Raw genomic sequence first — 25,014 nt, forward strand, 5'->3', positions numbered from 1 at the left:
ACAGGGGAGAGCCCGGTCAGGCGCCAGGGTCGACGGCCAGCGTGGGCACGCAGATGGTCACGCGGTTCTTGGCCTTGAGCGCCATGACCGGGTTCTTTTTCAGTCCCTTGAACTTCTTGCCGATGTAGACCTCGACGGTGGCGTCGTCCTCAGGGGTGCCCTTCGTGTACTGCACCTTGCCCTTGAACTGCGCTCCGACCAGGCGGGCGTCGACCCGCTTGGGCTCTGGGGCGACGACCCGGACGTTGGCGATGCTCGTGCCCTCCGGTGCGTTGCCGACCGTCCCGGGGAGGAAGCCGATGCCCTGGAGGTTGAGCGCCGTGCGGTTCGCCATGCCGGAGAGGCCGCCGGCGTTGAGCACGTTGACCAGGACCTGGTTGGGCGCGATCTGCTCGCCGGGCTCCAGCACGCGGTTGCGGCAGGCGGTCGTCGCGTCGGCGTCTGGCAGCTCGGGCGCCTTGGCAAACAGGAGCTGGACACCGGTGTAGGTGCCGCCGATCAGGATGGCGCTCAGCACCGACATCGTGAGGAACGTGCGCAGCCCGCGGGTCATGGTCACCGGTCCATCGCGTAGATACGGGCATGCATGACCTGGCGTTGCTGCAGCGCCGCGCGGAGGGCGCGGTGCAGCCCGTCCTCGAGGTAGAGCTCGCCCTGCCAGCTGACGACGTGCGGGAACAGGTCGCCGAAGAACGTGGAGTCGTCGTCGAGGAGGCTGGCGAGGTCGAGCTGGCGCTTGACCGTCGTGAGCGTGTCGAGCCGGACCTGCTGGGGCGGCAGTTTTGCCCACTGGCTCTGGGTCAGTCCGTGGTCAGGGTACGGCCGCCCCTCGCCCACTCCTCTGAAGATCACCCCTGCAGTGTAGTCAGGCGATCTGGACGTGACGGACGTCACACACTAGCGTCGTCCCGCGGGATGCCGACGCCCGCTCCGGCAGGCGCCGGTTCCCTGTGGTGAGAGGCGTTGCTCATGAGGTTGAGGCGTTCGACGTTCATGGCTCCGGCGCTCGGGTTGCTGGTCTCGGGACTCGTGCTGACGGCCCCGTCGCCGGCCAGCGGATCCCTGGAGGCGCACGGCTCTCCCGGTTCCCACGGCGGGGGCAAGGGCCGCCTCGCGGTCGAGACGGTCTCCAACCCGCGAGCCGACCTCGTCAGCGGTGGCGACGTCCTCGTCCGGGTCACCGGAGCCGCCGCCGACGCGCGGGTGACGCTGCTGGTGAACGGCCGGCGTACGAAGACCTCGCTCGTCGCGCAAGCCGACGGCAGCCGCACCGGTCTCGTGACCGGGCTGCGCAAGGGACGCAACGTCGTCACCGTCCACCGCGGCTGGTCGATGGCCGCCGAGGTCGTCACCAACCACGACCTCACGGGTCCCCTCCTGTCGGGGCCGCAGCAGAAGCCGTTCTACTGCGAGACCGAGGCGTACGGCCTCGCGCCGGCGCAGCAGCCCGACTGCGAGGCTCCGACCAAGGTCACCTACCAGTACCGGTCCGGGAGCAGCTTCAAGCCGCTCGCCGACCCGAGCCAGGTCCCCGCCGACGCGGCAACCGTGACCGTCGGCGGCAGGACCGTCCCGTTCGTGGTGCGGCTCGAGACCGGCACGATCAACCGGGCGGTCTACCAGGTCGCCGGAATCTACGACGGCACCGACCCGTCGCCGACGGCACCCGAGTCGACCTGGAACGACCGGATCGTCTACACCTTCGGGGGCGGCTGCAACGGCGGCTACCACCAGGGTGCGGCCACCGGCGGCGTCCTCGATGCCACGATGCTGGCCAAGGGCTACGTGGTCGCGTCGTCGTCCCTCAACGTCCTCGACAACAACTGCAGCCCGATCATCTCGGCCGAGACGGCGATGATGGTCAAGGAGCACGTCGTCGAGACGTACGGCGTCCCGGTGCACACGATCGGGTGGGGTGGCTCGGGCGGGGCGATCCAGCAGTACACGATCGCGGAGACCTACCCCGGGATCGTGGACGGCATCATCCCGAGCATCAGCTTCCCCGACGTCGTCAGCACCAACGGCGTCAACGCCGACTGCCGCCTCCTGCAGCGCTTCTACGCCGGCGAGGGCGCGTCGTGGACCCCGGAGCAGAAGCGTGCCGTGACCGGGTTCCTCAACGCGAGCAGCTGCCAGTCGTGGGACGTGGCGTTCGGGAACCGGCTCACCGCCACGGACTCGTGCCCGCCGATCATCCCGGTCGAGGCTCGCTGGGATCCCGTCACCAACCCCGACGGCATCCGGTGTGCGGCCATGGAGCAGTTCGTCAACCAGGTCGGACGGGACCCGCGCACCGGCTTCGCGCGCAGCCCGCTCGACAACATCGGCCAGCAGTACGGGCTCGAGGCGCTGAGGTCCGGCGCGATCGATGCGGAGCAGTTCGTCACGCTCAACGAGCGCATCGGCGGCTACGACCCGGCCGGCGCCGTGGTCCCCGAACGCAGCCGCGCCGACCTGCGGGCGGTCCGGGCGTCGTACCGGTACGGCATGCTCAACACGGCGTCCCGCGGTCTCGCGGAGACGCCGATCATCGATCTCCGCACGTACGCCGACGTGGCGGGCGTCCCTGCCAACTTCCACACCGCCGAGTGGTCCTTCGTGATGCGCGAGCGGTTGCGCAAGGCCAACGGTGACGCGGACAACCAGGTGATCGTGGCGTACCTGCCGGTGCCGGAGCTGGCCGCGGCGGCCTCGGCGCAGGCGCTGCAGTCGATGGAGAACTGGCTGACGGCGATCGGTGGCGACGACCGTCGGGGGTCGAAGGCTGCCAAGGTCGTGCGCAACAAGCCCGCCGCCCTCACCGACTCCTGCTGGCTGCCCGACGGTCGCCTCGTGCCGACCGACTGGGAGGCGGGTGGCGATGCGTGCAGCTCCGTCTACCGGATCGGCTCCAACCCGCGTCAGGTTGCCGGGCAGCCCATGACCCAGGACATCGTGGCCTGCGCGCTGCGGCCGATCCGCTGGTCGGACTACGGCGTCGCGTTCACGTCCGCGCAGCGGTCGCGGATGCGGGCAGCCTTCCCCGACGGCGTGTGCGACTACACCAAGAAGTCTCGCGGCTGGGCCCCGCCGGCTCGTCCGTGGCAGAGGTTCTGAGGCCGACGTGCACGAAGGCCCGGGCCGCAGCGCGGTCCGGGCCTTCGTCGGTGTGGCGGAGGATAGGGGATTCGAACCCCTGAGGGCGTTAACCCAACACGCTTTCCAAGCGTGCGCACTAGGCCACTATGCGAATCCTCCGCGAGCAGGTTACCTGTTGGGTCGGGCCGGGCCGAAATCAGGGGGAGGGGATGCCCCGCTTCCGCGTGCTTGAGCGGTCTCGGTACGATGACTGAAGTCCCTCGCGCGGCGGTATCTCGCCCAACTCCCCCAGGGCCGGAAGGCAGCAAGGGTAAGTGAGCTCTATCGGGTGCGCGAGGGACCTTTTCATGTCCGGACGCAGGAGCCCGGGAGGGAACCGCGCGGGACGTGCAAGTCCGTGCTCGGTGCTCGGCACGGAGGGCATGCTGGGTTGATGTTCCTCGACGAGCCTCCGCACGACGATCCGGTGCGCGCCCTCTACGACGCCGACCTCGAGTCCGACGGGTACGTCAACAACCTGACCCGTCTGTGGGCGTGGCGGCCCGACGTGAACGACGCGGCCACGGCAGCACGCGCGGCCGTCAGCCGCGACAGCGCCTTGACCGACGAGGACCGCGCCGTACTCGTCGCGGCGACCGCGGCGGCGCGCCACGACTCGTACTGTGCCCTCGCCTGGGGCCGTCGGCTGGCGAGCCTGGCCGGTACGGCGACGGCGGCCGGCGTGCTCAGTGGCGCCGTCGACGCACTCGCACCGCGGACCCGTGCCCTCGCGGCATGGGCCACTGTCGTGGTCCAGGACCCGAACGCGACGACCGCGGAGGACGTCGCGCGGTTGCGCGCCGTCGGGCTGGGCGACCGCGAGATCTTCGAGGCGACGGCCTTCGTCGCACAACGGCTCGCCTTCTCGACCGTCAACGACGCGCTGGGTGCGGAGCCTGACCGACAGCTCGTCGTCGGTGCGCCCGAGGAGGTCGTCGCTGCGGTCGCGTACGGACGGCCGGTTGCCGCCGAGTAGCCCGTCCAAGCCCCTTGCCGCCTGTGGGGAAAATGTGGATAACGGCCGCGATCTGTGGATGGTGAAGCACGTTCTGTGTACGACCCTCTGGACGACGCGAAAAGGTCGAAGTTCTCTTCTCTGGACCCTTGCACGGTGTCCGGATCGCACGGTAGGACAGTGCAGGTGCGCCTCGGGCGCCATGCGTAGATGCAAACCCCCGGAAGGCCCCGCGACGCCGATGCGCGTGTCGCGGGGCCTTGCGCATCGCACGGCGATCACGGTGCACACGACAGGGCGGTTCGGACGTCAGGGACGATCGTTAGGGTTGACGCGTGGACGAACCCATGGCCTTGTACCGGCGCTATCGCCCGGAGACGTTCGCCGAGGTGATCGGCCAGTCGCACGTGACCGACCCGCTGCGGCACGCGCTCGCCAACAACCGCGTCAACCACGCCTACCTCTTCTCCGGCCCCCGCGGCTGCGGCAAGACGACGAGTGCGCGCATCCTCGCCCGCGCGCTCAACTGCGAGAAGGCCCCGGTCGCCGACCCGTGCGGCGAGTGCCAGAGCTGCCGCGACCTCGCGCGCGGAGGCCCGGGGAGCCTCGACGTCATCGAGATCGACGCCGCCAGCCACGGTGGCGTCGACGACGCCCGCGATCTGCGCGAGCGGGCGTTCTTCGCTCCCGTCAACAGCCGCTACAAGGTCTACATCATCGACGAGGCCCACATGGTCTCGAGCCAGGGCTTCAACGCCCTGCTCAAGCTCGTCGAGGAGCCACCTCCGCACCTGAAGTTCATCTTCGCGACGACCGAGCCCGAGAAGGTCATCGGCACGATCAGGTCCCGGACCCACCACTACCCGTTCCGGCTGGTGCCGCCCAAGACCCTCACCTCCTACCTCGAGGAGCTCGGCCGTACGGAGGGTGTTCCGCTCGAGGCGACGGCGCTTCCGCTGATCGTGCGCGCCGGCGGCGGATCCGTCCGCGACACCCTCAGCGTGCTCGACCAGCTCATCGCCGGGGCGTCCGACGACGGGGTCACGTACGACCTCGCCGCGTCGCTGCTCGGCTACACGCCCGACTCGCTCCTCGACGAGGTCATCGACGCGTTCGCGGCGGGCGACGGCGGCGCGGTGTTCGCGGCCGTCGACAAGGTCGTGGAGACCGGGCAGGACCCGCGCCGGTTCGCCGAGGATCTCCTCCAACGGCTGCGTGACCTGGTGATCGTGGCCAACGTGCCCGACGCCATCGGCATGGGCCTCATCGACATCGCAGGCGACCGTGGCGAGCGCATCGAGAACCAGGCCGCGCGGTTCGGCCGCGCCGACCTGACCCGTGCCGCCGACGTCGTCAGCGCCGGCCTGACCGAGCTGCGGGGTGCGACCGCCCCGCGTCTCCTGCTCGAGCTGATGTGCGCCCGCATCCTCCTGCCGGGCGCTGACGCCACACCTGACGGCGTGCAGGCCCGCCTCGACCGGATCGAGCGGCGCCTGTCGATCGTGGGAGACGGTCCGCCACCGGTCGAGCGTCCCGCGCCGGCCCCCGCGCAGGCCCCCGCGTCCACTCCGACTCCGACAAGGACTCCGGCGCCGGCGCCTGCACCCACCGAGGCCGCGAGGCCGGCGGCTCCCGCGCCGGCGGTCGAGGAGGCGCCCCCCGCGGCCGCCGAGCACACCGAGCCCGCACCGCCCGGCACGCCCGGAGTGGCCGACGTACGCCGCCTGTGGCCCGACATCCTCGACAAGGTGCGCGTCATTCGGCGCTTCACCTGGGTGATGCTCAGCCAGAACGCCCAGGTCCACTCGCTCGAGGGCACCACGCTCACCATCGGGCTCGTCAACAGCGGCGCACGGGACTCGTTCGCCCGCAGCGGCTCCGACGCGATCCTCGTCCAGGCGCTCGTCGACGTGCTCGGAGGCACGTGGCGCGTCGAGGCGATCGTCGACCCCAGCGCCGGAGGCGGGGCCGCTCCGGCGCGAGCCGGGTCGACGCCGCGCGGCCCTGACGAGTCCGCGGCGCCCCCGACGGGCTCGACCGGCTCCGCTCCTCAGGCTGCCGCGGCACCGGCGATGCCGGAGCCCTCACCCGCCCCGCCGACGGCTCCGCCGCCTCGTGAGCGCGCGAGCGCGGACGCCATCGCGGCCGCGCGAGCCAGCCTGCGTGACGACTCGGCGCGCCCCGAGGCCTACGACCCCGACCTCCATGCCAAGGTCGACGACCCCGCGATGGAGAACGACGGCCTCTCCCACGAGGAGCTCCTCAGCAGAACGCTCGGGGCCCAGGTCATCAGCGAGATCCCGCACGACTGACAGAGGAGCACGATGAGCAGCTGGCGGCCCGACATCCTTGGTGACGGCTACGAGCAACGGCGGATCGACCTCGGGCCCGACCCTGACGGTGAGGGGGCCATCGACGCCACGCTCGTCCGACGTGTCCCGCGCGACGGTGAGGACGCGAGGGGTGCGGTGCTGTACGTCCACGGCTTCAGCGACTACTTCTTCCAGACCGAGCTGGCCGACTTCTTCGCCGAGCGCGGGTTCGCCTTCTACGCCCTCGACCTGCGCAAGTGCGGCCGCTCGCTGCAGCCCAGCCACACCGCCCACTTCGTCTCCGACCTCGCGCTCTACGACGAGGAGCTCGAGCGGGCGCTCGCCGTCGTGCGTGAGGAGACCAGTGCCGACGTCCTCCTGGCGGCGCACTCGACGGGCGGCCTGATCCTTCCGCTGTGGCTCGACCGTCGGCGTCGGGCGAGCGCCGGGCGAGCCGGCGGCGTGTCCGGTCTCGTCCTCAACAGCCCGTGGTTCGACCTTCAGGGTGCGGCCTACCTGCGCTCCGTCGGCACCCAGGCGATCAGGGCCGTCGGTCGAGTCAAGCCGACGGCGCCGGTCAAGCTGGCGCCCAGCGACGCGTACGGGACCAGCCTCGCGGCCTCGCACCACGGTGAGTGGGACTTCGACACGGCCTGGAAGCCGCTCAACGGCTTCCCGGTCACGTTCGGGTGGCTTCGCGCCGTCCGCGTCGGTCACGCGCGGCTGCACCGTGGGCTCGACATCGGCGTCCCGGCGCTGGTTCTGCGGTCGACGCGCTCGCACTTCACCTCGCGATACTCCGAGGACGTCGACTCCGCCGATGCCGTCCTCGACGTCCGTCAGATCGCGCGGTGGTCCGGGTGCCTGGGCGGCGACACCCGGGTGGTCCCGATCGAGGGTGCCCGTCACGACGTCTTCCTGTCGCGCGAGGAGCCGCGCAGCAGGGCGTACGACGCGGTCGACGCGTGGCTGCGGCACGACGCGGCCCTGCTGCCGGACCAGCGGGAGCTCGCCGGGGGATGACCACGCCGGCCGCCGACCGGCGCCGGATCGGCCCGCTCGACCTGGGACCGCTGCTGCGCCGGTTGGGCGGTCGAGACCGGCTCGTCGCGCTCGTCGGGGCATGGGACTCGGGCCGCGCTCTCGTCGCGTACGACCCGGTGCGAGTGCTCGCCGACGGCGACGACCCGTTCGACGTCGGCACCGGTCCGGACGGTGCCCGGGAGATGGGCACCTGGATCGGGTGGTGGGGCTACCAGCTCGGTGCCCGGCTGGAGGACGTCGGTCCCGTGCCGCCTCGGACGGACCCGCTGCCCGACGCCGACCTCGCCCTCTACGAGACGGTCCTGCGTCGGATCGACGGCGTGTGGTGGTTCGAGTCGGTCGCCTCGCCGGAGCAGACCGAGGAGCGGTGGGCCCGCCTGTGCGGCCTGCTCGCGGGTGACGAGCCGCAGCCCGCGGCGTACGGGCTCGCGCCGTTCGTCGCCGTGCCCGGGATCGACGCGCACCGCGAGGCGGTGCGCCGCACGATCGCCCACATCCACGCCGGGGACGTGTTCCAGGCCAACGTCTGCCTGCGTCTGGAGTCGCGGATCGACGGCGCGGGCGGATCGGCCGCCGGGCTGGAGATGTTCCTCAGCGGAGTCGCCGCCCTCGCTCCGGCGTACGCGGCGTACGTCGCCGGGCGGTCGGGGACGATCGTCAGCCTCTCGCCGGAGCTCTATCTGCGCCGGACCGGGCGTCACCTCGTGTCGTCGCCGATCAAGGGCACCGCGCCTGCTGAGGCAGATCCCGCCGACCTCGTCGCCTCGGTGAAGGACCACGCCGAGAACGTCATGATCGTCGACCTCGTGCGCAACGACCTCGGACGCGTCGCGGAGACGGGCACCGTCCGCGTCACCGCGACCACCGAACCACGCCGTCGTGCCGGGGTCTGGCACCTCGTGTCCGACGTCGAGGCGACGCTCGCGGCCGACGCGACGGACGCCGACCTGCTTCGGGCGACCTTCCCGCCCGGGTCGGTGACGGGGGCCCCGAAGGTGCGGGCGATGCAGATCATCGGCGAGCAGGAGGCGACGGGGCGCGAGGTGTACACCGGCGCGATCGGTCACGCCGGGCCGCGCGGGCTGGAGGCGAGCGTCGTGATCCGGACGTTCGAGATCCGGGGGGACCGCGTCTGGCTGGGCGTGGGGGGCGGGGTCGTCGCCGACTCCGATCCCGACGCCGAGCTGCGAGAGTGCTTCACGAAGGCCGCGCCACTGCTCCGGGCGGTCGGTGCCACGCTGCAGACGCCTGCGCCCGGCGGCGCCGTTCATGCGCCGCGCCCGCCGATCGGCGGGCTTGTGGTCCCGACCCGCCTCGCGGGACCTGGTCGTCCGGGCCGGCCTGACTCGGCGGCAGGCATCTTCGACACGCTGCTGGTCCGCGACGGGCGCCTCGTCGATCTCGACCACCACCTCGCGCGGTTCGTGCGGTCGGCGCGGTCGGTCTACGGCGTCGGTCTCGAACACGAGGTCCTCGCCGTACGAGCCCGGGCCGCCGCAGGTCCGCTCAGGGGGTCGCATCGCCTCCGGCTCACGCTCGATCCACGCACGGGAGACGTCGCCGTCACCGCGGTGCCGACCGGCGCTGTGCCGTCCGATCCCTGGACGCTGTGTCCGGTCGTCCTGCCCGGTGGGCTCGGTGACGCGAAGTGGACGGACCGAGCGGTGCTCGACACACTGCCCGGCGCCCCGTGGACGCCGGCGCGGGACCCGCTGCTCGTGGACGAGGACGGCACGGTCCTCGAGACGGGCCGAGGCAGCGTCTTCGCGGTCTTCGACGACGGTGTCCACACCCCCTCGCTCGACGGGCGCATCCTGCCCGGCGTCACCCGGGAGGCCGTCCTCGGTCTGCTGCGCGGGCGGGCGGTGCCCGTGGTCGAGCGCAGGATCGCGCTGGCGGAGCTCGCCGGCGCGAGCGAGGTGTTCGTGACGAGCGCGATCAGCCGGGTCCGTCCGGTCGCTGAGGTGACCGGTGTCGTACGACGAGCCCTCGGTCGTACGACGGACTGGATCCGCCGCCTCGACCAAGACAGAGACGACCGGGACAGGGACGACCGGGACAGGGACGACCGGGGCCGAGACGGAGCGTCGAGCCCGGGTCACCGCTCCGTGGCCGAGACGCCTGGCCGTTCTGCCTCAGCGGTCGGCGGGACGCGCGTCCTGCTGATCGACAACTACGACTCGTTCGTGCACAACCTCGCCCAGTACGTCCGCGAGCTCGGCGCCGACGCCACGGTGGTGCGCAACGACGCCTTCGACGTGGAAGGGCTGGCGCGCCTGCGCCGTACGGGTGGATTCACCCACGTCGTCATCTCGCCCGGCCCCGGGGAACCCTCGAGCGCGGGGGCGAGCATCGACGCCGTCCGCGTCCTCGGCCCGACCACGCCGATCCTCGGCGTCTGCCTCGGGCACCAGGCGATCGCCGAGGCGTACGGGGCGCAGGTCGTGCGGGCGCCGAGGCCGGTCCACGGGGTGCCGTCCCTGATCCACCACGACGGGCAGGGCGTCTATGCCGGGTTGGACGGACCGCTGGTCGCGGCGCGTTATCACTCGCTCGTCGTCGAGGATCTCCCGGAGGCATTGATCCCGACCGCCCGGAACGCCGAGGGTGTGCTCATGGGCGTACGCCACCGTGAGCACCCGGTCGAGGGCGTGCAGATCCACCCCGAGTCGATCCTCACGCCGCGTGGGCACGACCTGCTGGCGAACTTCCTGTCCCGAGGCTGACGCCGACGACTGACGCCGACGACTGACGCCGACGACTGACGCCTAGGTGCGCGCCCGCGAGCGTCGGCGGACGGCGACCACCGCTCCGACCACTCCCACGACGGTGACCACGGCGAGGGCCACGCCCCACCCTGTCGTCAGCCCGGCACCCACCGCCGCATAGAACGCCGACATCCCGATCGTCGTCCACACCAGCGCCCACGCCATGCAGCCGGGGACCATCGCGACCAGATAGAGCGGGAACGGCATGCGCACGACACCCGCGCCCGCATTGATGACGGTCTGCGCCCCGACCGTCAGGAACGAGACTGGCACGGCGAGCGCGCCCCACCGCCGTACGACGTCGGCGCCGCGCTGGGCCGAGCCACCCTCGAGCCAGTCGTGGGTGCGGGCGCGCCAGCCCCCGGCCGGATGGGTACGGGTGAGCACCTGGACGGTGGCCACGCGCGCGATCCAGTACGTCGCCTGGGCGCGGAGGAAGACGACGACGAAGAAGAACAACCACACGGAGAGGGCGGGTCCTTCGGGGCGGTCCACGGCCCCAGCCTAGGAACCGCGGCACCTCCCTCCTCAGCCGCCCTCACCCCGCGAACAGCAGGAACAGCCCGAGGAACGTGTAGCCGACCATCACCAGCATCAGCGCGAGCTGGCCCGTGAGCTCGTGGGCACGCGGCAGGAGACGGAGGCAGCGGTCGTGCGCGGCGACCACGCCGAGGACGTGGCCGGTCAGGACGAGCCCGACCTTGAGGACGGCGAGCAGGTGCGGGTGCTCGGACAGCCAGTACGAGGGCTGCAGGCCGCCGAGACCGAGCAGGTCCCACCCGCGGTCGAGCGGGTCGGCGAGGGCGATGACGGTGCGCTGCCCCTTCTCGACGAGGTACGACAGGTAGTGCGCGCCGACGTATCCGACCACGATCGGGACCAGCGAGTGCGCGAGCTCTCCCGGCATCGCGCGCCGCTGCAGCGGGGTCAGCCCACGGGCGGCGCGGGTGGCCAGCACGAAGACGAGCGCGACGAGCAGCACCGCCGTGAGGAGCCCGAGCGTCTTGTACGCCACCGCGAGCGCTGCCGACCCCGCGTACCAGGTCTGGACCTCGGTCATCCACCACGGCGTCCCGGTCGCGGAGTCGAACGCGGTCGAGCCGAGCAGCACTGCGACGACGGCCACGATCCCGCGGTCGACGGGGAGGCCGGCGAGGTTGGACAGCGGGTTGCGGGCCACGATCCGACGGTCGTCGGGCGAGCGCCGCCCGAGCGGAGACAGGGCGGCGACGAACGCGGCGTACACGTCGAACGGGTCCGCCCGCTCGAACCACCGCCGCCCGAAGGCAATCCCGCCGAGCACCCCGTACGCGACGTAGCCGACCAGCCACACCCGTACGGTCGCCAGCGCGCCGGGGTCCGGCGAGGCCAGCTCGGTCCAGACGAACGCGAGCAGGCCGAGCGCCGCCGGCCAGTAGCCGAGGCGCGCCGGGTAGGTCCACACACCGGTGGCCGGGTCGCGCCGCAGCGCCCAGCAGACGGCGCCGTGCAGCGCGCGCACGGGCGAGAGGAATGCCCAGACGTGGCCGCACAGCAACGACAGCGGGACGATGCCGACCCACAGCAGCACGTAGAAGGCACCGGGTGCGCCGTTGGTGGGACCGGGGTCGCCTCCGAACGCTGCGAGGGCGACCCAGGCGGTGAAGCCGACGCCGACCAGGCCGAGGACGGCACGAGTGACACTGCTGTCGACCACCCGGGTCATCCACTGCGGGAAGGCGACCCCGGGCGAGCTCGGGTCGAGGCGGGGACGTCGCCACGCGAGCGCGAGGACGGCGAAGGAGATGGTCAGCGCCCACGCGGCGCCGACCATCGCGTACTCCAGGGGTACGGGGAGATCGGTCGATCCTCCGACCCCGTGGGCGAGGATCATGGACTGACGTCGATGGTGGCGATCGTCCCTCCGACGTGGTGGGACTCCAGCGAGACGCTGCCCGGGACCTCGACCGCGAACTCGAACCGGTGCGTGCCGGGCGTGACGGCGAAGGTCTCCTCGGGCTCGGCGTGCAGGTGCAGCTCGTCGTCGGTGTCGGAGGTGACGTCGAGGACGATCGACTGACCGACCTCCGCCGCGTACGAGGTGCCGAGCGGGCTGACCTTGCCGTCCGCGATGCGCACCTGGATCGAGATCGGCGCGTCGGCGTCCCCGTCCACGACCGGCGGGTCCTGGGCACACCCGGTGAGCGTGAGCAGGCCGGCGAGGGCGAGCGCGATGAGCGTACGGGGTGGGGTCATCGGTCGTCGTCTTCCTGGTCGGTGGTGACGGTCGGATCGGCGCTGTCGCGCGCGGCCTCCTCCTGCTGGGCGCGCTCGCGCGCCTCAGCGACGCGGTCGCGCCGGGCGACTACGAGCACGACCACCGTGATCGCGATCGCCGGGACGAAGGCCGGGATCGTGAGCAACAGGGGGTGGTGGGCGAGCAGGACGGCGTCGGGAGGCATGTCAGACGCGGGCGGGCGGGCGGTCGTCGGCGTGCCGGTCGGCGGTCGTGCCGCGCGGGGTGGCTCGTGCGACGCGGGCCGCACCCCACGCCAGTGCCCACAGCAGCAGCAGCGAGCAGATCGCAACGACGGTGCAGGCGGCGTTCCAGAGCCACGTCGGGTGGTCGGCGCTCTTCTCGCGCTGGAGGATCGAGCTCTCCGGGACGAACGCGCGCGTGAACGCGGACGGCGCCGCGAGCTCCTCCGCATCAATCGCCGCGTCGGCGGGCAGCCAGATCGGGACCGCGGCGAGGATGCGGTCGTCGGAGACGCGGATCAGCGTCTTCCAGGTGCCGTGGACCGGGATCGGCCTGGTCGTCTCCCAGACTCCGGGCGAGGTCTCACGGAGCCGGTCGACGACGACGCCGTCGCCACCGCCCTGCCACGCCGTGATCTGGACCCAGGTCGGGTCGTCGCTGGGGAGGTCGGCCGGGTCGAACGTGACACGCGCCTCGACCGTACGGCTCGCCGGGTCTGCGTCGACGTCGGTGAGCTCGACGCTCGCGGTCGCGTCGGGGACGGTCGCGTACAGCCCGTTGCCCAGTGACACCGCGACCGCGACGATGCCGGCCACGATGATGGTGCGGCACACGGCCTTGCCAGGGATCTCGCCGGTGGTGAGCGCGGTCCCGAACAGTGCCCCGGCCATCCCGGCGAGCACGCCCACCGGGACCGACATGAGGAGTCCTTCGAGCCACATGTCGCTCGTCCACGGAAGGACGAACGCAGCCTCCACCCAGAGACCCTCGAGCGCGAGACCCACGGTGGAGAGCGCGAGACCGGCGACCGCGCCGAACAGCAGGCGACGCCGGTAGAGCGGCGCGACAAGAGCGAGCACCTCGATGACGACCGCGGTGCCCAGGTAGAGCGGGAAGACGTTGTACGCCTCGCCGAGGACAGGCCCGACGATCACCGCGGTGCCGATGCGCACGGCGAGGTAGAAGAGCACGGCGAGGACGGCGCCGCCCCTGCCGAGGACGCGCCGTGCCGCGACGAGGGCGAGCCCGGCGGCCGCCGCGATCATCATGGGGTGCAGCGGCTGGCGGAACTGCTGGATGCCGAAGTCGTACTCGACCTGGAAGACCGACAGGCCGATCAGGAGCCCGCCGAACGCGGCGGTGTACGAGATGCGCACCCGGAGCTCCCGCAGCGGCGCAGTGACCTTGCCCTGCGCGAGGTCGCCCTCGCGGAGCAGGATGATGATGCCGATCAACGACAGGCCGGCACCCCCGATGAGCATGATGTGGGTCGGACCCCAGAGCGTCACGTCCTGACCGAAGATGCGGTGCCAGATGTCGTCGAGCGGGAAGCCGATCAGGGCGTACAGTCCGGCGCCGGCCACCAGGAGCCCGCCGACCGGGACGTGCCAGGCGCGGGTGATCTTCACGGCGGCGGGGCCAGGCACCTCGTCGAGGGGCAGCACCATCGCAGTCGCGCCGGCGACGAAGGTCAGGAAGAGGCCGACGAGGATGAGGTAGTGCGCCGGGTTGGCCAGCGGGCCCTCGTCGCGTCCGACTCCCGCGTGCAGGCTGACGTCCCAGATGAAGCCGAGGAACGCGGTGACGAGGGCGATGGCGAGCATCGCTCCCGGGACGGCGACCCAGCCTGGCCGGCCGAGACGCTGCTCGGCACGGTCGCCGAAGCGCTGCAGCCAGGTGATGCGGCGGGTGCGGTGCGCCCACGCGATCCACAGCAGGGCCGCCGAGACGACGACGGCGGCGACGGACATGCCGATGACCTGGTCCAGTGCAGCACCGCCCGCGGGTGGCTGCTCAACGGCGACAAGGGAGGCGAACGGTCCGAGATCGGCCATGCGACGGAGTGTGACATCGGCGATGTCACATGTCAACGGTCACGTACCGCGGGTGCGAACGAATCGCTCCCAGGAGACGCAGGCGTCGCTCGTGGGCGACACCGAGATCGCTCGCCCGGCCCTAGCATCGGGGTGAGAGGAGGACGGGACGGTGATGAGCCTCACCCCACGGAGGACCGACGTGCTGCTGTGCGTCGGTGTCACGGTCGTGCTCGCCGTCGTCGCGAACTCCCACGAGGGCCGTGGGGGTGCAGTCAACCCGCTCGTCTATCTGTGGGCTCTCGGTCTGGGCCTGCTCATGCTCGTACGACGCAGCCACCCGCTGCTGGTGCTGGCACTCACGTCGCTCGGGTTCTTCAGCTACTACGCGGCCGGCTTCCCCGCGATCGGTGTCGCCGTCCCGATCGCCGCGGCGCTCTACTCGGCCGCCGAGATGGGTCACCTGCGTGCGGCGATCGTCACGAGCGTGCTCGTCGTCGTCACCGCCACCGGCTTCCGGCTGCTGGAGGGCCAGAGTCCGTCGTTCGTCCTCGGCTACGAGCTCAGCGGCCATGCTGCCCTGATCGTCGCGACCATCGCGCTGGGGCACAGCGTCCGGGTCGGTCGCCGCCTCCGGCAGAGGACCGATCAGGTCACGCGGCTGCTGACCCGCCAGGGCGAGCTCGACGACGTCGCCCAGGTGCGCGAGGACCGGATGAGGCTCGCGCGCGAGCTGCACGACTCGATCGGGCACTCGCTCTCGGTGGCCGCGCTCTACTCCGACATCGCTCGCGAGGCGCTCGCCGAGGACGCGCGTCGAGATGCGCTCGACCTCGTCCGATCCTCGATCACCGACGCGTCCGCGCACCTGCGTCAGACGGTCGCCGTCCTCCGGGGGCGGGGACAGTTCGATCCCGCTGCGGGGCTCGACGAGGTCGTCAGCCTGGGCGTCGCGCCGACCGCGGCGGGGTACGCCGTCGACGTGCAGGTCGATCAGATCGACGTGGCGCCCGAGGTCGGTGCCGCGGCGTTCCGTCTTGTGCAGGAGGCGATCACGAACACGCTGCGTCACTCGAACGGGCGCAGCATCAGCGTCCGGATCGGCATGCAGGAGCCCGGACTGCTCGGGGTCCGCGTCGTCGACGACGGGACGGCCGCCGCAGGCCCGCAGATCCAGGACGGGCACGGCCTCAGCGGGATGCGTGAGCGGGTCAGCGCACTCGGTGGAACCCTCGACGTCGACGCGGGCCCGCAGGGATGGGCGGTCGAGGCGTCCATCCCGACGGTCCCGGTGATGAGCGGTGGTTCGTCGTGATCCGGCTGCTGCTCGTCGACGACCAGGTCCTTCTCCGCCACGGCCTGCGCGCGATCATGGAGAACACCGACGACGTCACGGTCGTCGGTGAGGCCAGTGACGGCAGGGAGGCCGTGCGTGAGGCGCGTGAGCTGCGGCCCGACGTCGTCCTCATGGACCTGCAGATGCCGGTGATGTCGGGCACCGAGGCGATCCGCGCGATGCGCGCCGACCCGCTCCTCACCACGACGCCGGTGCTCGTCCTCACCACGTTCGACGACGAGGACGACGTCGTGGAGGCGATCGCCGCGGGTGCCAACGGCTATCTGCTCAAGGACATCGACGCCGACGAGCTGCGGCGTGCGGTGCGCAGCGCCGCGGACGGGCAGGCCCAGATCGCGCCCGGGGTGCTCCGCCAGCTCATGGACCGCGTCGCGCGGATGCCCACCCGCCGTGCCCGTGAGGAGAGGCTCGCGGGTCTCACCGAGCGCGAGGTCGAGGTGCTCACCCAGGTGGGGCTCGGGCAGACGAACGAGGAGATCGGGACGGCGCTGTTCTTGAGCCCGGAGACAGCGCGCACCTATGTCAGCCGCCTCCTGACCAAGCTTGACGCCCGCGACCGCTCCCAGCTGGTCGTGCTGGCGCACCGGGCCGGTCTCGTCGACTGACGGGGACCCCGAGACCCGTACGCCCAGACGCGACGCGACTGCCGCTCCTGAGGGACTGATTCGCGCTTCCCGCGCTCCTAGCGTGGTGCGCCGACGACCTGTCGGACACCAGCGGAGGACGTGGACACCATGGAGAGACTTGCTCGAGCCTGCCAGCGAGGGCGGTGGTTCGTCGTTGCCGGATGGATCGTCGTCGTGGTGGCACTGTCGGCCCTGTCGGGGGCGTTCAGCGGTGAGACCAGTGACGACTACGACCTCCCTGGCTCGCCGAGCGACCGTGCCGTCCAGATCCTCGAGAAGGGTGGCTTCTCGTCGGACGCGGGCACCCAGGCGCAGCTCGTCCTGCAGCGCGAGGACGGCCTGGACACACCGGCCGGGCGCGATCAGGTGGCGTCGCTGGTCGACGAGGTCACGGCGCTGGCGCCCGACGCGAGGGTCGGCAGCCCGTTCGCCGCCGACGGAGCACACCAGCTCTCTCCCGACGGCACGATCGGCTACGTCACGGTGGGGCTCCCGACCCAGGACGCCGAAGCCGTCGCCGAGCTCCAGGACGACCTGGACGAGGTACGCGGCTCGTCCGCCACGGACGGCCTGACCGTGGAGGTCGGTGGCCTCGGCGCCGAGCAGGGGCATCAGAGCGGGCCGCCGAGCGAGCTGATCGGCGTGCTGGCGGCGATCGCCATCCTGCTCTTCGCCTTCGGGTCGGTCATCGCGATGGTCCTGCCGATCCTTGTCGGAGTCATCGGCGCCGCCAGCGGTGTGGCTCTCGTCGGTCTCGGTGCCCGGTGGGTCGACATGCCGAGCTTCGCCGCACCCGTCGCGGCGATGATCGCCATCGGCGTCGGCATCGACTACGCCCTGCTCGTCGTCACCCGCTACCGCGAGGCGCTCGCGGCGGGGGCCCATCCGGCGCAGGCCGTGACGATCGCGCAGACGACCGCCGGGAGGTCCGTGCTCTTCGCCGGAGTCACCGTGGTCATCGCCTCGCTCGGACTGGTCCTCATGGACCTCAAGGTGATCACGGGTGTCGCGCTGGGGATCGCCGGAGCGGTGCTCGTCACCATGCTGGCCGCCGTGACGCTGCTGCCGGCGATGCTCACGATCACCGGACGGAGGATCGACCGGCTCTCGGTCCACCGGCGGCGTACGAGGTCGGACGGTGGACGGCTCGCTCGCCGCTGGAGCCGTGTGGTGCAGCGGCGGCCGTGGCCGGCGGCCCTCGCGGCGACCGCCGTCCTGGTCCTGCTCGCCCTCCCGGTTCTCGATCTCCGGCTCGGGTTCTCCGATGCCGGCACGCGCCCGACGACCGACACCGGACGGCGGGCGTACGACCTGGTGGCGGAAGGCTTCGGCCCTGGCGCCAACGGCCCCCTCTTCGTCGCGGTGCAGGCAGCCGACGGCCCCGCCGGCGACGCTGCCGTGGAGGCGCTCGCCGACGCCCTCGAGACGACACCGGGCGTCGCGGCCACCACACCGCCGGTGCTCTCCGACGACGGCGACGTCGCCTTCTTCGAGGTGATCCCGACGACCGGACCGCAGGACGAGGCCACGACCGACCTCGTGCACACGCTCCGCGAGGAGGTGGTCCCGCAGGCGGTGGACGACAGCGGGCTCGAGGTCGCGATCGGCGGAGCGACGGCGGCGGCGGTCGACTTCGCCGACTACACCGCGGAACGTCTTCCGCTCTTCCTCGCCGTCGTCCTCGGTGCCGCGCTGGTGCTCCTCGTCCTCGTCTTCCGTGGGTTGGCCGTCGCCGTCAAGGCGGTGCTGGTCAACCTGCTGTCGCTCGGCGCCGCATTCGGGGCGGTGGTGGCGGTTTTTCAGTGGGGCTGGGGCGTGGAGCTGCTCGACCTCGGCGCGAGCGCGCCCGTCGAGGCGTGGGTGCCGATGATGATGATCGCGATCGTCTTCGGTCTGTCGATGGACTACGAGGTGTTCCTCCTGTCCCGGGTCCGCGAGGAGTACGACCGTACGGGCGACAACGCCACGGCCGTGGCCGAGGGCCTCGCGCGCACCGCGCGGGTCATCTCGGCGGCCGCCGCGATCATGGTGTGCGTCTTCGGGAGCTTCGTCCTCGGGTCGAGCCGGGAGCTCCAGCTGTTCGGGTTCGGTCTCGCGTTCGCGATCTTCATCGACGCGACGCTGGTGCGGCTCGTGCTGGTGCCTGCGGTGATGGAGCTGCTCGGCGACCGCAACTGGTGGCTGCCGCGCTGGTTGGACCGTGCTCTGCCGCACCTGACGATCGAGACCTCCCGAGGGCCGCGGGGCGTCCGATGACGAGATATCGGTTCGGGTTGCCGTGGTGGGCGATCCTCCTGCTCGCGGCGCTCTCGCTCCCACGGGTCGTCGTGCACGACCTCGACGTGGACACGGGGGCGTGGGGGCCGGCGCTCCTCGCGATCGGACCGATGCTGGTGTGGGTGGGCGTGGCCCTCTGGGCCCGCGTCCCGTCCCCCGTCACGACGCTTCTCGTCGTCGGCACGGTGTACGGGATCGGGCTGGGCATCGGCCACAACCTGATGTGGGACTCGCTTCTCGCCGAGGACCCACGGCTCGGCGGGTCGTGGGAGGGAAGGCTTCCGCGACAGGCCGAGGAGGTGATCATGCGAATCGTCACCGTGGGGAGCAGCGTCGTCACCGGCGCCGTGGTCGGGCTCGTCTCGGGCCTGGTCGCGACCGGGCTGCGCCGCCTCGGCCGGTCCGCACGCTCTCGCCGGTAGGCTGGCCAGTGCACTTCGCGGCGGAGACGCCGCGGTCGTACCAACGTGAGGACGTCTCGGTGATCGGTGATGATTTCGGCGGACCCAACCAGCCCGGAGGCGGCATGCCCGACATGTCGGCCCTCCTGCAGCAGGCCCAACAGATGCAGGAGCACCTGCTCGCCGCCAAGGACGAGCTGAGCCGGCTGCAGGTCACCGGCCAGGCCGCCAACGGTCTGGTCAAGGCCACGGTGACCGGCACCGGCGAGCTCGTGTCGGTGGAGATCAAGCCCGAGGCCGTCGATCCCTCGGACACCGAGATGCTCGGCGACATGGTCGTCGCTGCCGTCCGTGACGCCAACGGCCAGGCCGAGCAGCTCGCGGCCGAGAAGCTCGGCCCGTTCGCGGGCGGGCTCGGCGGCGAGCCCGGTGGGGGCGCAGCGGGCGCCCTCGGGTTCTGACGCGATGTACGAAGGCGTCGTCCAGGATCTGATCGACGAGCTGGGCCGGCTCCCTGGCATCGGGCCCAAGAGCGCGCAGCGCATCGCGTTCTATCTGCTCGACGCCGATCCGGTCGACGTCCGTCGCTTCGCCGAGGTGCTCACCGAGGTCAAGGACAAGGTGCGGTTCTGCACGACGTGCGGCAACGTCGCCGAGTCCGAGACCTGCCGGATCTGCGCCGACCCACGTCGCGATCCCGCCATCCTGTGCGTCGTGGAGGAGTCCAAGGACGTCGTCGCGATCGAGCGCACCCGCGAGTTCCGCGGCCGCTACCACGTCCTCGGCGGTGCGATCTCCCCGATCGAGGGTGTCGGTCCCGACGACCTGCGCCTCAAGGAGCTCATGCAGCGGCTGTCCGACGGCGCGATCCAGGAGATCATCCTGGCGACCGACCCCAACCTCGAGGGCGAGGCGACCGCGACCTACCTCACGCGGCTCCTCAAGCCCCTGGGGTTGCGGGTGACGCGTCTGGCCAGTGGACTACCCGTAGGCGGTGACCTCGAGTACGCCGACGAGGTCACGCTCGGGCGTGCCTTCGAAGGGCGTCGCTCGGTCGACTGACACCGGCACCGGAGGGGGCGACGTGAGCACGACGAGAGACGACGAGCTGGCCGCGGTGGCTCACGGGTTCGCCGAGGACGTCGACGTGGTGCTGGAGGGCTTTCGCAGCCTGATCGGCATCACCGACGGCGACGAGATGGTGGCCGGTCTGCTCGTCGAGCTGAGCCGGGCGCTCACCGTCGGTGCCCGGATGGCCGCGATGCCGAGGATGGTTCCCCCGGACCGCTACGAGCCCGACAGCGGCCCCGACATCGATCTCGACGACGTCCGGGTGGAGCTGGCCACGGTGCTCGACGGCTTCGACACCTACGTCGAGGTCTTCGACCCCTACGACGATCCCGCCGAACCCTCGGCGTACCGGATCTCCGACGACGTCATCTCCCTGGTCGCCGCGCTCGCGCACGGGATGCAGCACGCCCGCGCGGGCCGTCTGGTCGAGGCGCTGTGGTGGTGGCAGTTCTCGTTCTTCACCTCGTGGGGCGGCGAGACGACCTCGGCGCTGCGGGCACTGCAGTCGGTCGTCGCCCGCGACCGGATCGTCGGCGCGACCCCCGCGATGTCGCCCGAGGAGCCCCCGCTCGATCCGCTCTGAGCCACCCGCGGCTCACGCGTGCTCGACGGCTCGTAGAAGGCGGAGCGAGCCACACGGTCGACCGCTGGGGCGTACGCCTAGGCTCGAAACCATGACGCAGACCGACCCGTACCTGTGGCTCGAGGACGTCGACGGCGAGAAGGCGCTCGACTGGGTCCGCGCCCGCAACGCCGAGACCGCCGAGCGCCTCGAGACGAGTGACGACTTCCGTACGACGGAGAAGCAGATCCTCGAGGTCCTCGACTCCGACGCCAAGATCCCGCCGATCGCGAAGGCGGGCGACTGGTACTACAACTTCTGGCGCGACGCCCAGCACGTCCGCGGTGTCTGGCGTCGTACGACCCTCGCGTCGTACCGCACCGACGACCCGGAGTGGGATGTCGTCCTCGACCTCGACGCGCTCGCCGACGCCGAGGACGAGAACTGGGTCTGGCACGGCGCCGCCGTCCTGCGGACCGGGCCGCTCGCCTTCATGCGCGCGCTGGTCTCGCTGTCGCGCGGCGGCTCCGACGCCGACGTGACGCGGGAGTACGACCTCGCGTCGCGTACGTGGGTCACCGACGGCTTCGTGCGCCCCGAGGCCAAGGGGGACGTGAGCTGGATCGACGAGGACACGGTCTTCGTCGAGACCGACACCGGGCCGGGCTCGATGACGGCGTCCGGCTATCCGCGGATCGCGCGGCGCTGGCGTCGCGGAGAGCCGCTCGCCGAGTCCGAGGTGGTCTTCGAGGGCGCCCACGAGGATCTGTCGATCGGCGCCTTCCATGACCGCACGCCGGGCTTCGAGCGCGACTGGGTCGTCCGCGCGACGTCGTTCTACACCGCCGAGCGCTACCTGCTCACCGAAGATGACGGTCAGGTCGTGCTGACCAAGCTCGACGTGCCCGACTCCGCCGAGACCAGCGTGAAGCGCGACCAGATGCTCGTCGAGCTCCGCGACGACTGGACCGTCGACGGACGCACGTACGTCGCTGGATCGCTGCTCGCCCTGGGTTTCAGCAGCTTCCTCGACGGAGCACGCGACTTCACGGTCCTCTATGAGCCGACCGGCGACAGTGCACTCGCGGGTTATGTGTTCACCGCCCACCGGCTGGTGCTCGAGCTGATGACCGACGTACGAAGCCGCCTCGAGATCCTCACCCCGCCCGCCGAGCCGGGCGGTGAGTGGGACCGGGTCGCCGCGCGGCACGTCCCCGAGCTCGGCACGCTGCAGGTCGCACCGGTCGATGCCGACGAGGACGACGCGGTGTGGCTCTATACGACCGACTATCTGACGCCTACCACGCTCTCGCTGCTCGACCTCGGCCCACGGGGCGTCAACGCCCGCCCGGTCCCGCTGAAGGCGATGCCATCGTTCTTCGACGCCGACGGCCTCGTCGTCGAGCAGCACTTCGCCGAGTCCGTCGACGGCACGCGCGTGCCCTACTTCGTGGTCCGCCCGCACGACCTCCCGGACGACGGCTCCGCCCCGACGCTGCTCTACGGCTACGGCGGCTTCGAGATCTCGCTGACTCCCTCGTACTCCGGTGGTCTCGGCCGCGCGTGGCTCGAGCACGGCGGCGTGTATGTCGTGGCGAACATCCGCGGAGGCGGGGAGTACGGCCCGACGTGGCACCAGGCGGCGCTCCGCGACCAGCGCCACCGCGCGTACGAGGACTTCGCTGCGGTGGCGCGAGACCTGGTGGAGCGGAGGATCACCTCGCCGCAGCACCTCGGCGCGATGGGCGGATCCAACGGCGGCCTGCTCGCCGGCAACATGCTCACGCAGTACCCCGAGCTGTTCGGCGCGGTCGTCATCCAGGTGCCGCTGCTGGACATGCAGCGCTACCACCTGCTGCTCGCGGGGGCGTCGTGGATCGCGGAGTACGGCGACCCTGACTCCGCCGACTGGGAGTTCCTCGCCACGTTCTCGCCCTACCACCTCTTCGACGCCGACCGGGCCTATCCGCCGGTGCTCTTCACGACCTCCACGCAGGACGACCGGGTCCATCCCGGCCACGCGCGCAAGATGGCCGCGAAGATGCTGGAGGCCGGCAAAGACGTCACGTACTACGAGAACATCGAGGGCGGCCACGGCGGCGCCGCCAACAACGCGCAGGCCGCGCACATGTCGGCGCTGGCGTACCGGTTCCTCTGGAGCCGCCTCTCCTAGACGCCGGACACCTCAGGAGGTGCGGACCCCCCGCCCCTGGTCGAGAATCGCCGCAGGACAGGGGGGACGATGGCGACTCACGCGGAGGAAACCCACGAGGCCGAGCCGCTGGCCCGGGGCAAGGTCTGGGCGATCTTCGGCGGGCTGATGCTCGCGATGTTGCTCGCCGCCCTGGACCAGACGATCGTGTCGACCGCGCTCCCCACGATCGTCCAGGATCTCGGTGGTGCCGAGCACCTGTCCTGGGTCGTGACGGCGTACATGCTCGCGTCGACGGTGACCACGATGCTGTGGGGCAAGCTCGGGGACCTGTACGGCCGCAAGAGCCTCTTCATCACCTGCATCGTGATCTTCCTGGTCGGGTCGGCCCTCGCCGGGACGTCGCAGACGATGGGACAGCTCGTCGCGTGGCGGGCCGTGCAGGGTGCGGGCGGCGGCGGGCTGATGGTGCTGTCGCAGGCGATCATCGGCGACGTCGTGCCACCGCGGGAGCGCGGCCGCTACCAGGGCGCGTTCGGGGCGGTGTTCGGGGTGGCCAGCGTGGCTGGTCCGCTGCTCGGTGGGTTCTTCGTCGACAACCTCTCCTGGGAGTGGGTCTTCTACATCAACCTTCCGCTCGGCGCCGTCGCGCTGGTGGTCGTGACGGCCGTCCTGCCGCGCATCCGCCCAGATCGCGCCGCGAGCGTCGACTATGCCGGGGTGGTCCTGCTGGGGACGGTGGCCACGGCGATCGTGCTGATCACCAGCCTCGGCGGGTCGACCTGGGCCTGGAGCTCGGTGGAGGTGTGGACCACGGGGGTGATCGGCGTCGTGGCCCTGGGGGCATTCGTGCTCGTGGAGCGTCGAGCGCCGGAGCCGGTCCTGCCGCTGCGGCTCTTCGCGAACCGCACGTTCACGACGACGTCGCTGGTCGGGTTCGTCATCGGCTTCGCGATGTTCGGAGCGATCACCTACCTTCCGCTCTACCTGCAGCAGATCAAGGGCTCGTCACCGACCGAGTCCGGGCTGGAGATGCTGCCGATGATGGTCGGGCTCCTCCTGACCTCGATCGGCAGCGGCCACCTCATCACCAAGACGGGTCGCTACAAGGTGTTCCCCATCCTCGGGACGGCGATCACCGCGCTGGGACTGTTCCTGCTCTCTCTGATGGGCCGGGACACGACCACGCTCGAGTCCTCGGGCAGCATGTTCGTCCTGGGTCTCGGTCTCGGCATGGTCACCCAGGTGCTGGTGCTCGCGGTGCAGAACGCCGTCGCCTACCGCGACCTCGGGACCGCGACCTCGGGAGCCACGTTCTTCCGTACGATCGGCAGCTCCGTGGGTGTCGCCGCGTTCGGTGCGGTCCTCACCCGCTCCCTGGCCGACGCCCTCGGGCGCGACACCCCTGCCGACGCCACCGGACGCTGCTCGGGCGACGTGCTCAAGGAGTCGGCTCTCGGGCTCAGGGAGTGCCCACCGCAGGTGCAGAACTGGTTCCTCGACGGCTACGCGGACGCGATCCATGTCGTCTTCCTCGCCGCCGTGCCGGTGGCGCTGCTCGCGTTCCTCCTCGCCTGGCTGATCCCCGAGCTCCCGCTGCGGCGCACGACCGGGGCCCAGGACGTGGGCGGCTCCGCCGGTCAGTCGTTCGCGCTGCCGTCGAGCCGGACCTCGCTCGAGGAGCTCCGGCTCCACCTCTGGCGGCGCGTCGGTCGCCAGGACCCGCTGCGGATCTACCAGGCGCTCGTCGGCGACCTCGATCTCGGGCTCACGCCGGAGGAGTGCTGGATGGTGACGCGTGCGTCTCTCAAGGGACCTCGGTCCATCGCGACCATGGCCGAGCGGTCCGGGCGTCCTCCCGAGGCGGTGCAACGGGTCGCCGACTCCCTCGCGCGACGCGGGTTCGTGACCGTCGACGCCGGCACGGTCACCTCGACCGCCGCTGGCGACGCCGCAGCCGAGACGATCCGGGCCAACGAGCGGGAGCGCCTCCAGCACTACATCAAGGGGTGGGACCAGGAGCCGGAGATCGATCAGCTGGTCGACCAGCTGACGGAGGACCTGCTCTCGGAGGACCGGTCGACGGTTGACTAACATACG

21 protein-coding genes, 1 tRNA gene and 1 other RNA gene are annotated in these 25,014 nt (G+C 71.4%); 15 read left to right on the forward strand and 8 right to left on the reverse strand.

The annotated features are described in order from the left end of the window. Window positions 1-16: 16 nt before the first annotated feature. Both KV102_RS08040 and KV102_RS08045 read right to left on the reverse strand, forming a co-directional pair. Entirely contained in the window at window positions 17-553 is a 537-nt protein-coding gene (locus tag KV102_RS08040) for a LytR C-terminal domain-containing protein (RefSeq protein ID WP_255559786.1), read from the reverse strand. Between the two features lie 2 nt (window positions 554-555). After that, window positions 556-852: a type II toxin-antitoxin system VapB family antitoxin gene (locus KV102_RS08045; RefSeq protein ID WP_220343100.1), complete on the reverse strand. Its 297-nt coding sequence runs from the start codon at window positions 850-852 to the stop codon at window positions 556-558. A 117-nt stretch (window positions 853-969) separates the two neighbouring features. On the opposite strand from KV102_RS08045, the gene KV102_RS08050 reads away from it, so the two are divergent. Further along, window positions 970-3,096, forward strand: coding sequence for a DUF6351 family protein (locus KV102_RS08050; RefSeq protein ID WP_220345864.1), 2,127 nt, complete (start codon window positions 970-972; stop codon window positions 3,094-3,096). A 53-nt stretch (window positions 3,097-3,149) separates the two neighbouring features. On the opposite strand, the gene KV102_RS08055 is transcribed toward KV102_RS08050, so the two are convergent. After that, window positions 3,150-3,237 (reverse strand) — tRNA-Ser (locus tag KV102_RS08055). Between the two features lie 92 nt (window positions 3,238-3,329). Between KV102_RS08055 and ffs the strand changes: the two genes are divergently transcribed. The 5 genes from ffs (at window position 3,330) to KV102_RS08080 (ending at window position 10,154) form a co-directional block, all read left to right on the forward strand. After that, window positions 3,330-3,426: signal recognition particle sRNA small type (ffs, locus tag KV102_RS08060), an RNA gene on the forward strand. Window positions 3,427-3,511: 85 nt separating this feature from the next. Further along, the gene (locus KV102_RS08065) at window positions 3,512-4,093 is read left to right on the forward strand and encodes a carboxymuconolactone decarboxylase family protein (RefSeq protein WP_220343102.1); all 582 of its coding nucleotides are present in this window, start codon (window positions 3,512-3,514) and stop codon (window positions 4,091-4,093) included. A 326-nt stretch (window positions 4,094-4,419) separates the two neighbouring features. Beyond that, window positions 4,420-6,384, forward strand: coding sequence for a DNA polymerase III subunit gamma and tau (locus KV102_RS08070; RefSeq protein WP_220346296.1), 1,965 nt, complete (start codon window positions 4,420-4,422; stop codon window positions 6,382-6,384). A gap of 12 nt (window positions 6,385-6,396) precedes the next feature. After that, window positions 6,397-7,407, forward strand: coding sequence for an alpha/beta hydrolase (locus tag KV102_RS08075; protein WP_220345865.1), 1,011 nt, complete (start codon window positions 6,397-6,399; stop codon window positions 7,405-7,407). Then, the gene (locus KV102_RS08080; RefSeq protein WP_220345866.1) at window positions 7,404-10,154 is read left to right on the forward strand and encodes a chorismate-binding protein; all 2,751 of its coding nucleotides are present in this window, start codon (window positions 7,404-7,406) and stop codon (window positions 10,152-10,154) included. Before KV102_RS08075 ends, KV102_RS08080 begins: the two co-directional genes overlap by 4 nt. A gap of 42 nt (window positions 10,155-10,196) precedes the next feature. Here KV102_RS08080 and KV102_RS08085 read toward each other — a convergent pair whose 3' ends face one another. From KV102_RS08085 to KV102_RS08105, 5 genes are read right to left on the reverse strand one after another with little or no spacing between them, the layout of a single operon-like run. Next, complete coding sequence (locus KV102_RS08085) at window positions 10,197-10,691, reverse strand: VTT domain-containing protein (RefSeq protein WP_220343105.1); 495 nt, start codon at window positions 10,689-10,691, stop codon at window positions 10,197-10,199. Between the two features lie 43 nt (window positions 10,692-10,734). After that, on the reverse strand, window positions 10,735-12,069 hold the full coding sequence (locus KV102_RS08090) for a hypothetical protein (protein ID WP_220345867.1): 1,335 nt from the start codon (window positions 12,067-12,069) through the stop codon (window positions 10,735-10,737). After that, window positions 12,066-12,431 carry a hypothetical protein gene (locus KV102_RS08095; protein ID WP_220343107.1) on the reverse strand — a complete coding sequence of 122 codons (366 nt, stop codon included), beginning with the start codon at window positions 12,429-12,431 and terminating at the stop codon, window positions 12,066-12,068. The genes KV102_RS08090 and KV102_RS08095 overlap by 4 nt, the downstream gene beginning before the upstream one ends. Further along, entirely contained in the window at window positions 12,428-12,637 is a 210-nt protein-coding gene (locus KV102_RS08100) for a hypothetical protein (RefSeq protein ID WP_220343108.1), read from the reverse strand. The genes KV102_RS08095 and KV102_RS08100 overlap by 4 nt, the downstream gene beginning before the upstream one ends. Window position 12,638: 1 nt before the next feature. Then, window positions 12,639-14,489: a hypothetical protein gene (locus KV102_RS08105; RefSeq protein ID WP_220343109.1), complete on the reverse strand. Its 1,851-nt coding sequence runs from the start codon at window positions 14,487-14,489 to the stop codon at window positions 12,639-12,641. A gap of 154 nt (window positions 14,490-14,643) precedes the next feature. Between KV102_RS08105 and KV102_RS08110 the strand changes: the two genes are divergently transcribed. The 9 genes from KV102_RS08110 (at window position 14,644) to KV102_RS08150 (ending at window position 25,008) form a co-directional block, all read left to right on the forward strand. Continuing rightward, the gene (locus tag KV102_RS08110; protein WP_220345868.1) at window positions 14,644-15,783 is read left to right on the forward strand and encodes a sensor histidine kinase; all 1,140 of its coding nucleotides are present in this window, start codon (window positions 14,644-14,646) and stop codon (window positions 15,781-15,783) included. Continuing rightward, entirely contained in the window at window positions 15,780-16,430 is a 651-nt protein-coding gene (locus KV102_RS08115) for a response regulator transcription factor (protein WP_220345869.1), read from the forward strand. The genes KV102_RS08110 and KV102_RS08115 overlap by 4 nt, the downstream gene beginning before the upstream one ends. 129 nt (window positions 16,431-16,559) lie before the next feature. Continuing rightward, window positions 16,560-18,707: an MMPL family transporter gene (locus KV102_RS08120; protein WP_220345870.1), complete on the forward strand. Its 2,148-nt coding sequence runs from the start codon at window positions 16,560-16,562 to the stop codon at window positions 18,705-18,707. Next, window positions 18,704-19,150: a hypothetical protein gene (locus tag KV102_RS08125; RefSeq protein WP_220345871.1), complete on the forward strand. Its 447-nt coding sequence runs from the start codon at window positions 18,704-18,706 to the stop codon at window positions 19,148-19,150. Before KV102_RS08120 ends, KV102_RS08125 begins: the two co-directional genes overlap by 4 nt. 8 nt (window positions 19,151-19,158) lie before the next feature. After that, window positions 19,159-19,590: a YbaB/EbfC family nucleoid-associated protein gene (locus KV102_RS08130; RefSeq protein ID WP_308290262.1), complete on the forward strand. Its 432-nt coding sequence runs from the start codon at window positions 19,159-19,161 to the stop codon at window positions 19,588-19,590. 4 nt (window positions 19,591-19,594) lie between these two features. Further along, window positions 19,595-20,191, forward strand: coding sequence for a recombination mediator RecR (gene recR, locus KV102_RS08135; RefSeq protein WP_220343114.1), 597 nt, complete (start codon window positions 19,595-19,597; stop codon window positions 20,189-20,191). A gap of 22 nt (window positions 20,192-20,213) precedes the next feature. Then, window positions 20,214-20,783 (forward strand): DUF5063 domain-containing protein, encoded by a 570-nt coding sequence (locus tag KV102_RS08140; RefSeq protein ID WP_220345872.1) that lies wholly within the window; start codon window positions 20,214-20,216, stop codon window positions 20,781-20,783. Between the two features lie 91 nt (window positions 20,784-20,874). Further along, window positions 20,875-22,935, forward strand: a complete 2,061-nt coding sequence (locus KV102_RS08145) for a prolyl oligopeptidase family protein (RefSeq protein WP_220345873.1) — start codon at window positions 20,875-20,877, stop codon at window positions 22,933-22,935. A gap of 69 nt (window positions 22,936-23,004) precedes the next feature. Further along, window positions 23,005-25,008: an MFS transporter gene (locus KV102_RS08150; RefSeq protein ID WP_220345874.1), complete on the forward strand. Its 2,004-nt coding sequence runs from the start codon at window positions 23,005-23,007 to the stop codon at window positions 25,006-25,008. Window positions 25,009-25,014 lie beyond the last annotated feature (6 nt).

The organism is Mumia sp. zg.B53, assembly GCF_019550935.1.
GTDB lineage: Bacteria > Actinomycetota > Actinomycetes > Propionibacteriales > Nocardioidaceae > Mumia.

Coding starts and splice junctions, on each gene's coding strand:
- KV102_RS08040 (WP_255559786.1), bottom strand. CDS start 553: ATGACCCGCGGGCTGCGCACGTTCCTCACGATGTCGGTGCTGAGCGCC.
- KV102_RS08050 (WP_220345864.1), top strand. CDS start 970: ATGAGGTTGAGGCGTTCGACGTTCATGGCTCCGGCGCTCGGGTTGCTG.
- KV102_RS08065 (WP_220343102.1), top strand. CDS start 3,512: ATGTTCCTCGACGAGCCTCCGCACGACGATCCGGTGCGCGCCCTCTAC.
- KV102_RS08070 (WP_220346296.1), top strand. CDS start 4,420: ATGGCCTTGTACCGGCGCTATCGCCCGGAGACGTTCGCCGAGGTGATC.
- KV102_RS08075 (WP_220345865.1), top strand. CDS start 6,397: ATGAGCAGCTGGCGGCCCGACATCCTTGGTGACGGCTACGAGCAACGG.
- KV102_RS08080 (WP_220345866.1), top strand. CDS start 7,404: ATGACCACGCCGGCCGCCGACCGGCGCCGGATCGGCCCGCTCGACCTG.
- KV102_RS08090 (WP_220345867.1), bottom strand. CDS start 12,069: ATGATCCTCGCCCACGGGGTCGGAGGATCGACCGATCTCCCCGTACCC.
- KV102_RS08095 (WP_220343107.1), bottom strand. CDS start 12,431: ATGACCCCACCCCGTACGCTCATCGCGCTCGCCCTCGCCGGCCTGCTC.
- KV102_RS08100 (WP_220343108.1), bottom strand. CDS start 12,637: ATGCCTCCCGACGCCGTCCTGCTCGCCCACCACCCCCTGTTGCTCACG.
- KV102_RS08105 (WP_220343109.1), bottom strand. CDS start 14,489: ATGGCCGATCTCGGACCGTTCGCCTCCCTTGTCGCCGTTGAGCAGCCA.
- KV102_RS08110 (WP_220345868.1), top strand. CDS start 14,644: ATGAGCCTCACCCCACGGAGGACCGACGTGCTGCTGTGCGTCGGTGTC.
- KV102_RS08120 (WP_220345870.1), top strand. CDS start 16,560: ATGGAGAGACTTGCTCGAGCCTGCCAGCGAGGGCGGTGGTTCGTCGTT.
- KV102_RS08125 (WP_220345871.1), top strand. CDS start 18,704: ATGACGAGATATCGGTTCGGGTTGCCGTGGTGGGCGATCCTCCTGCTC.
- recR (WP_220343114.1), top strand. CDS start 19,595: ATGTACGAAGGCGTCGTCCAGGATCTGATCGACGAGCTGGGCCGGCTC.
- KV102_RS08145 (WP_220345873.1), top strand. CDS start 20,875: ATGACGCAGACCGACCCGTACCTGTGGCTCGAGGACGTCGACGGCGAG.
- KV102_RS08150 (WP_220345874.1), top strand. CDS start 23,005: ATGGCGACTCACGCGGAGGAAACCCACGAGGCCGAGCCGCTGGCCCGG.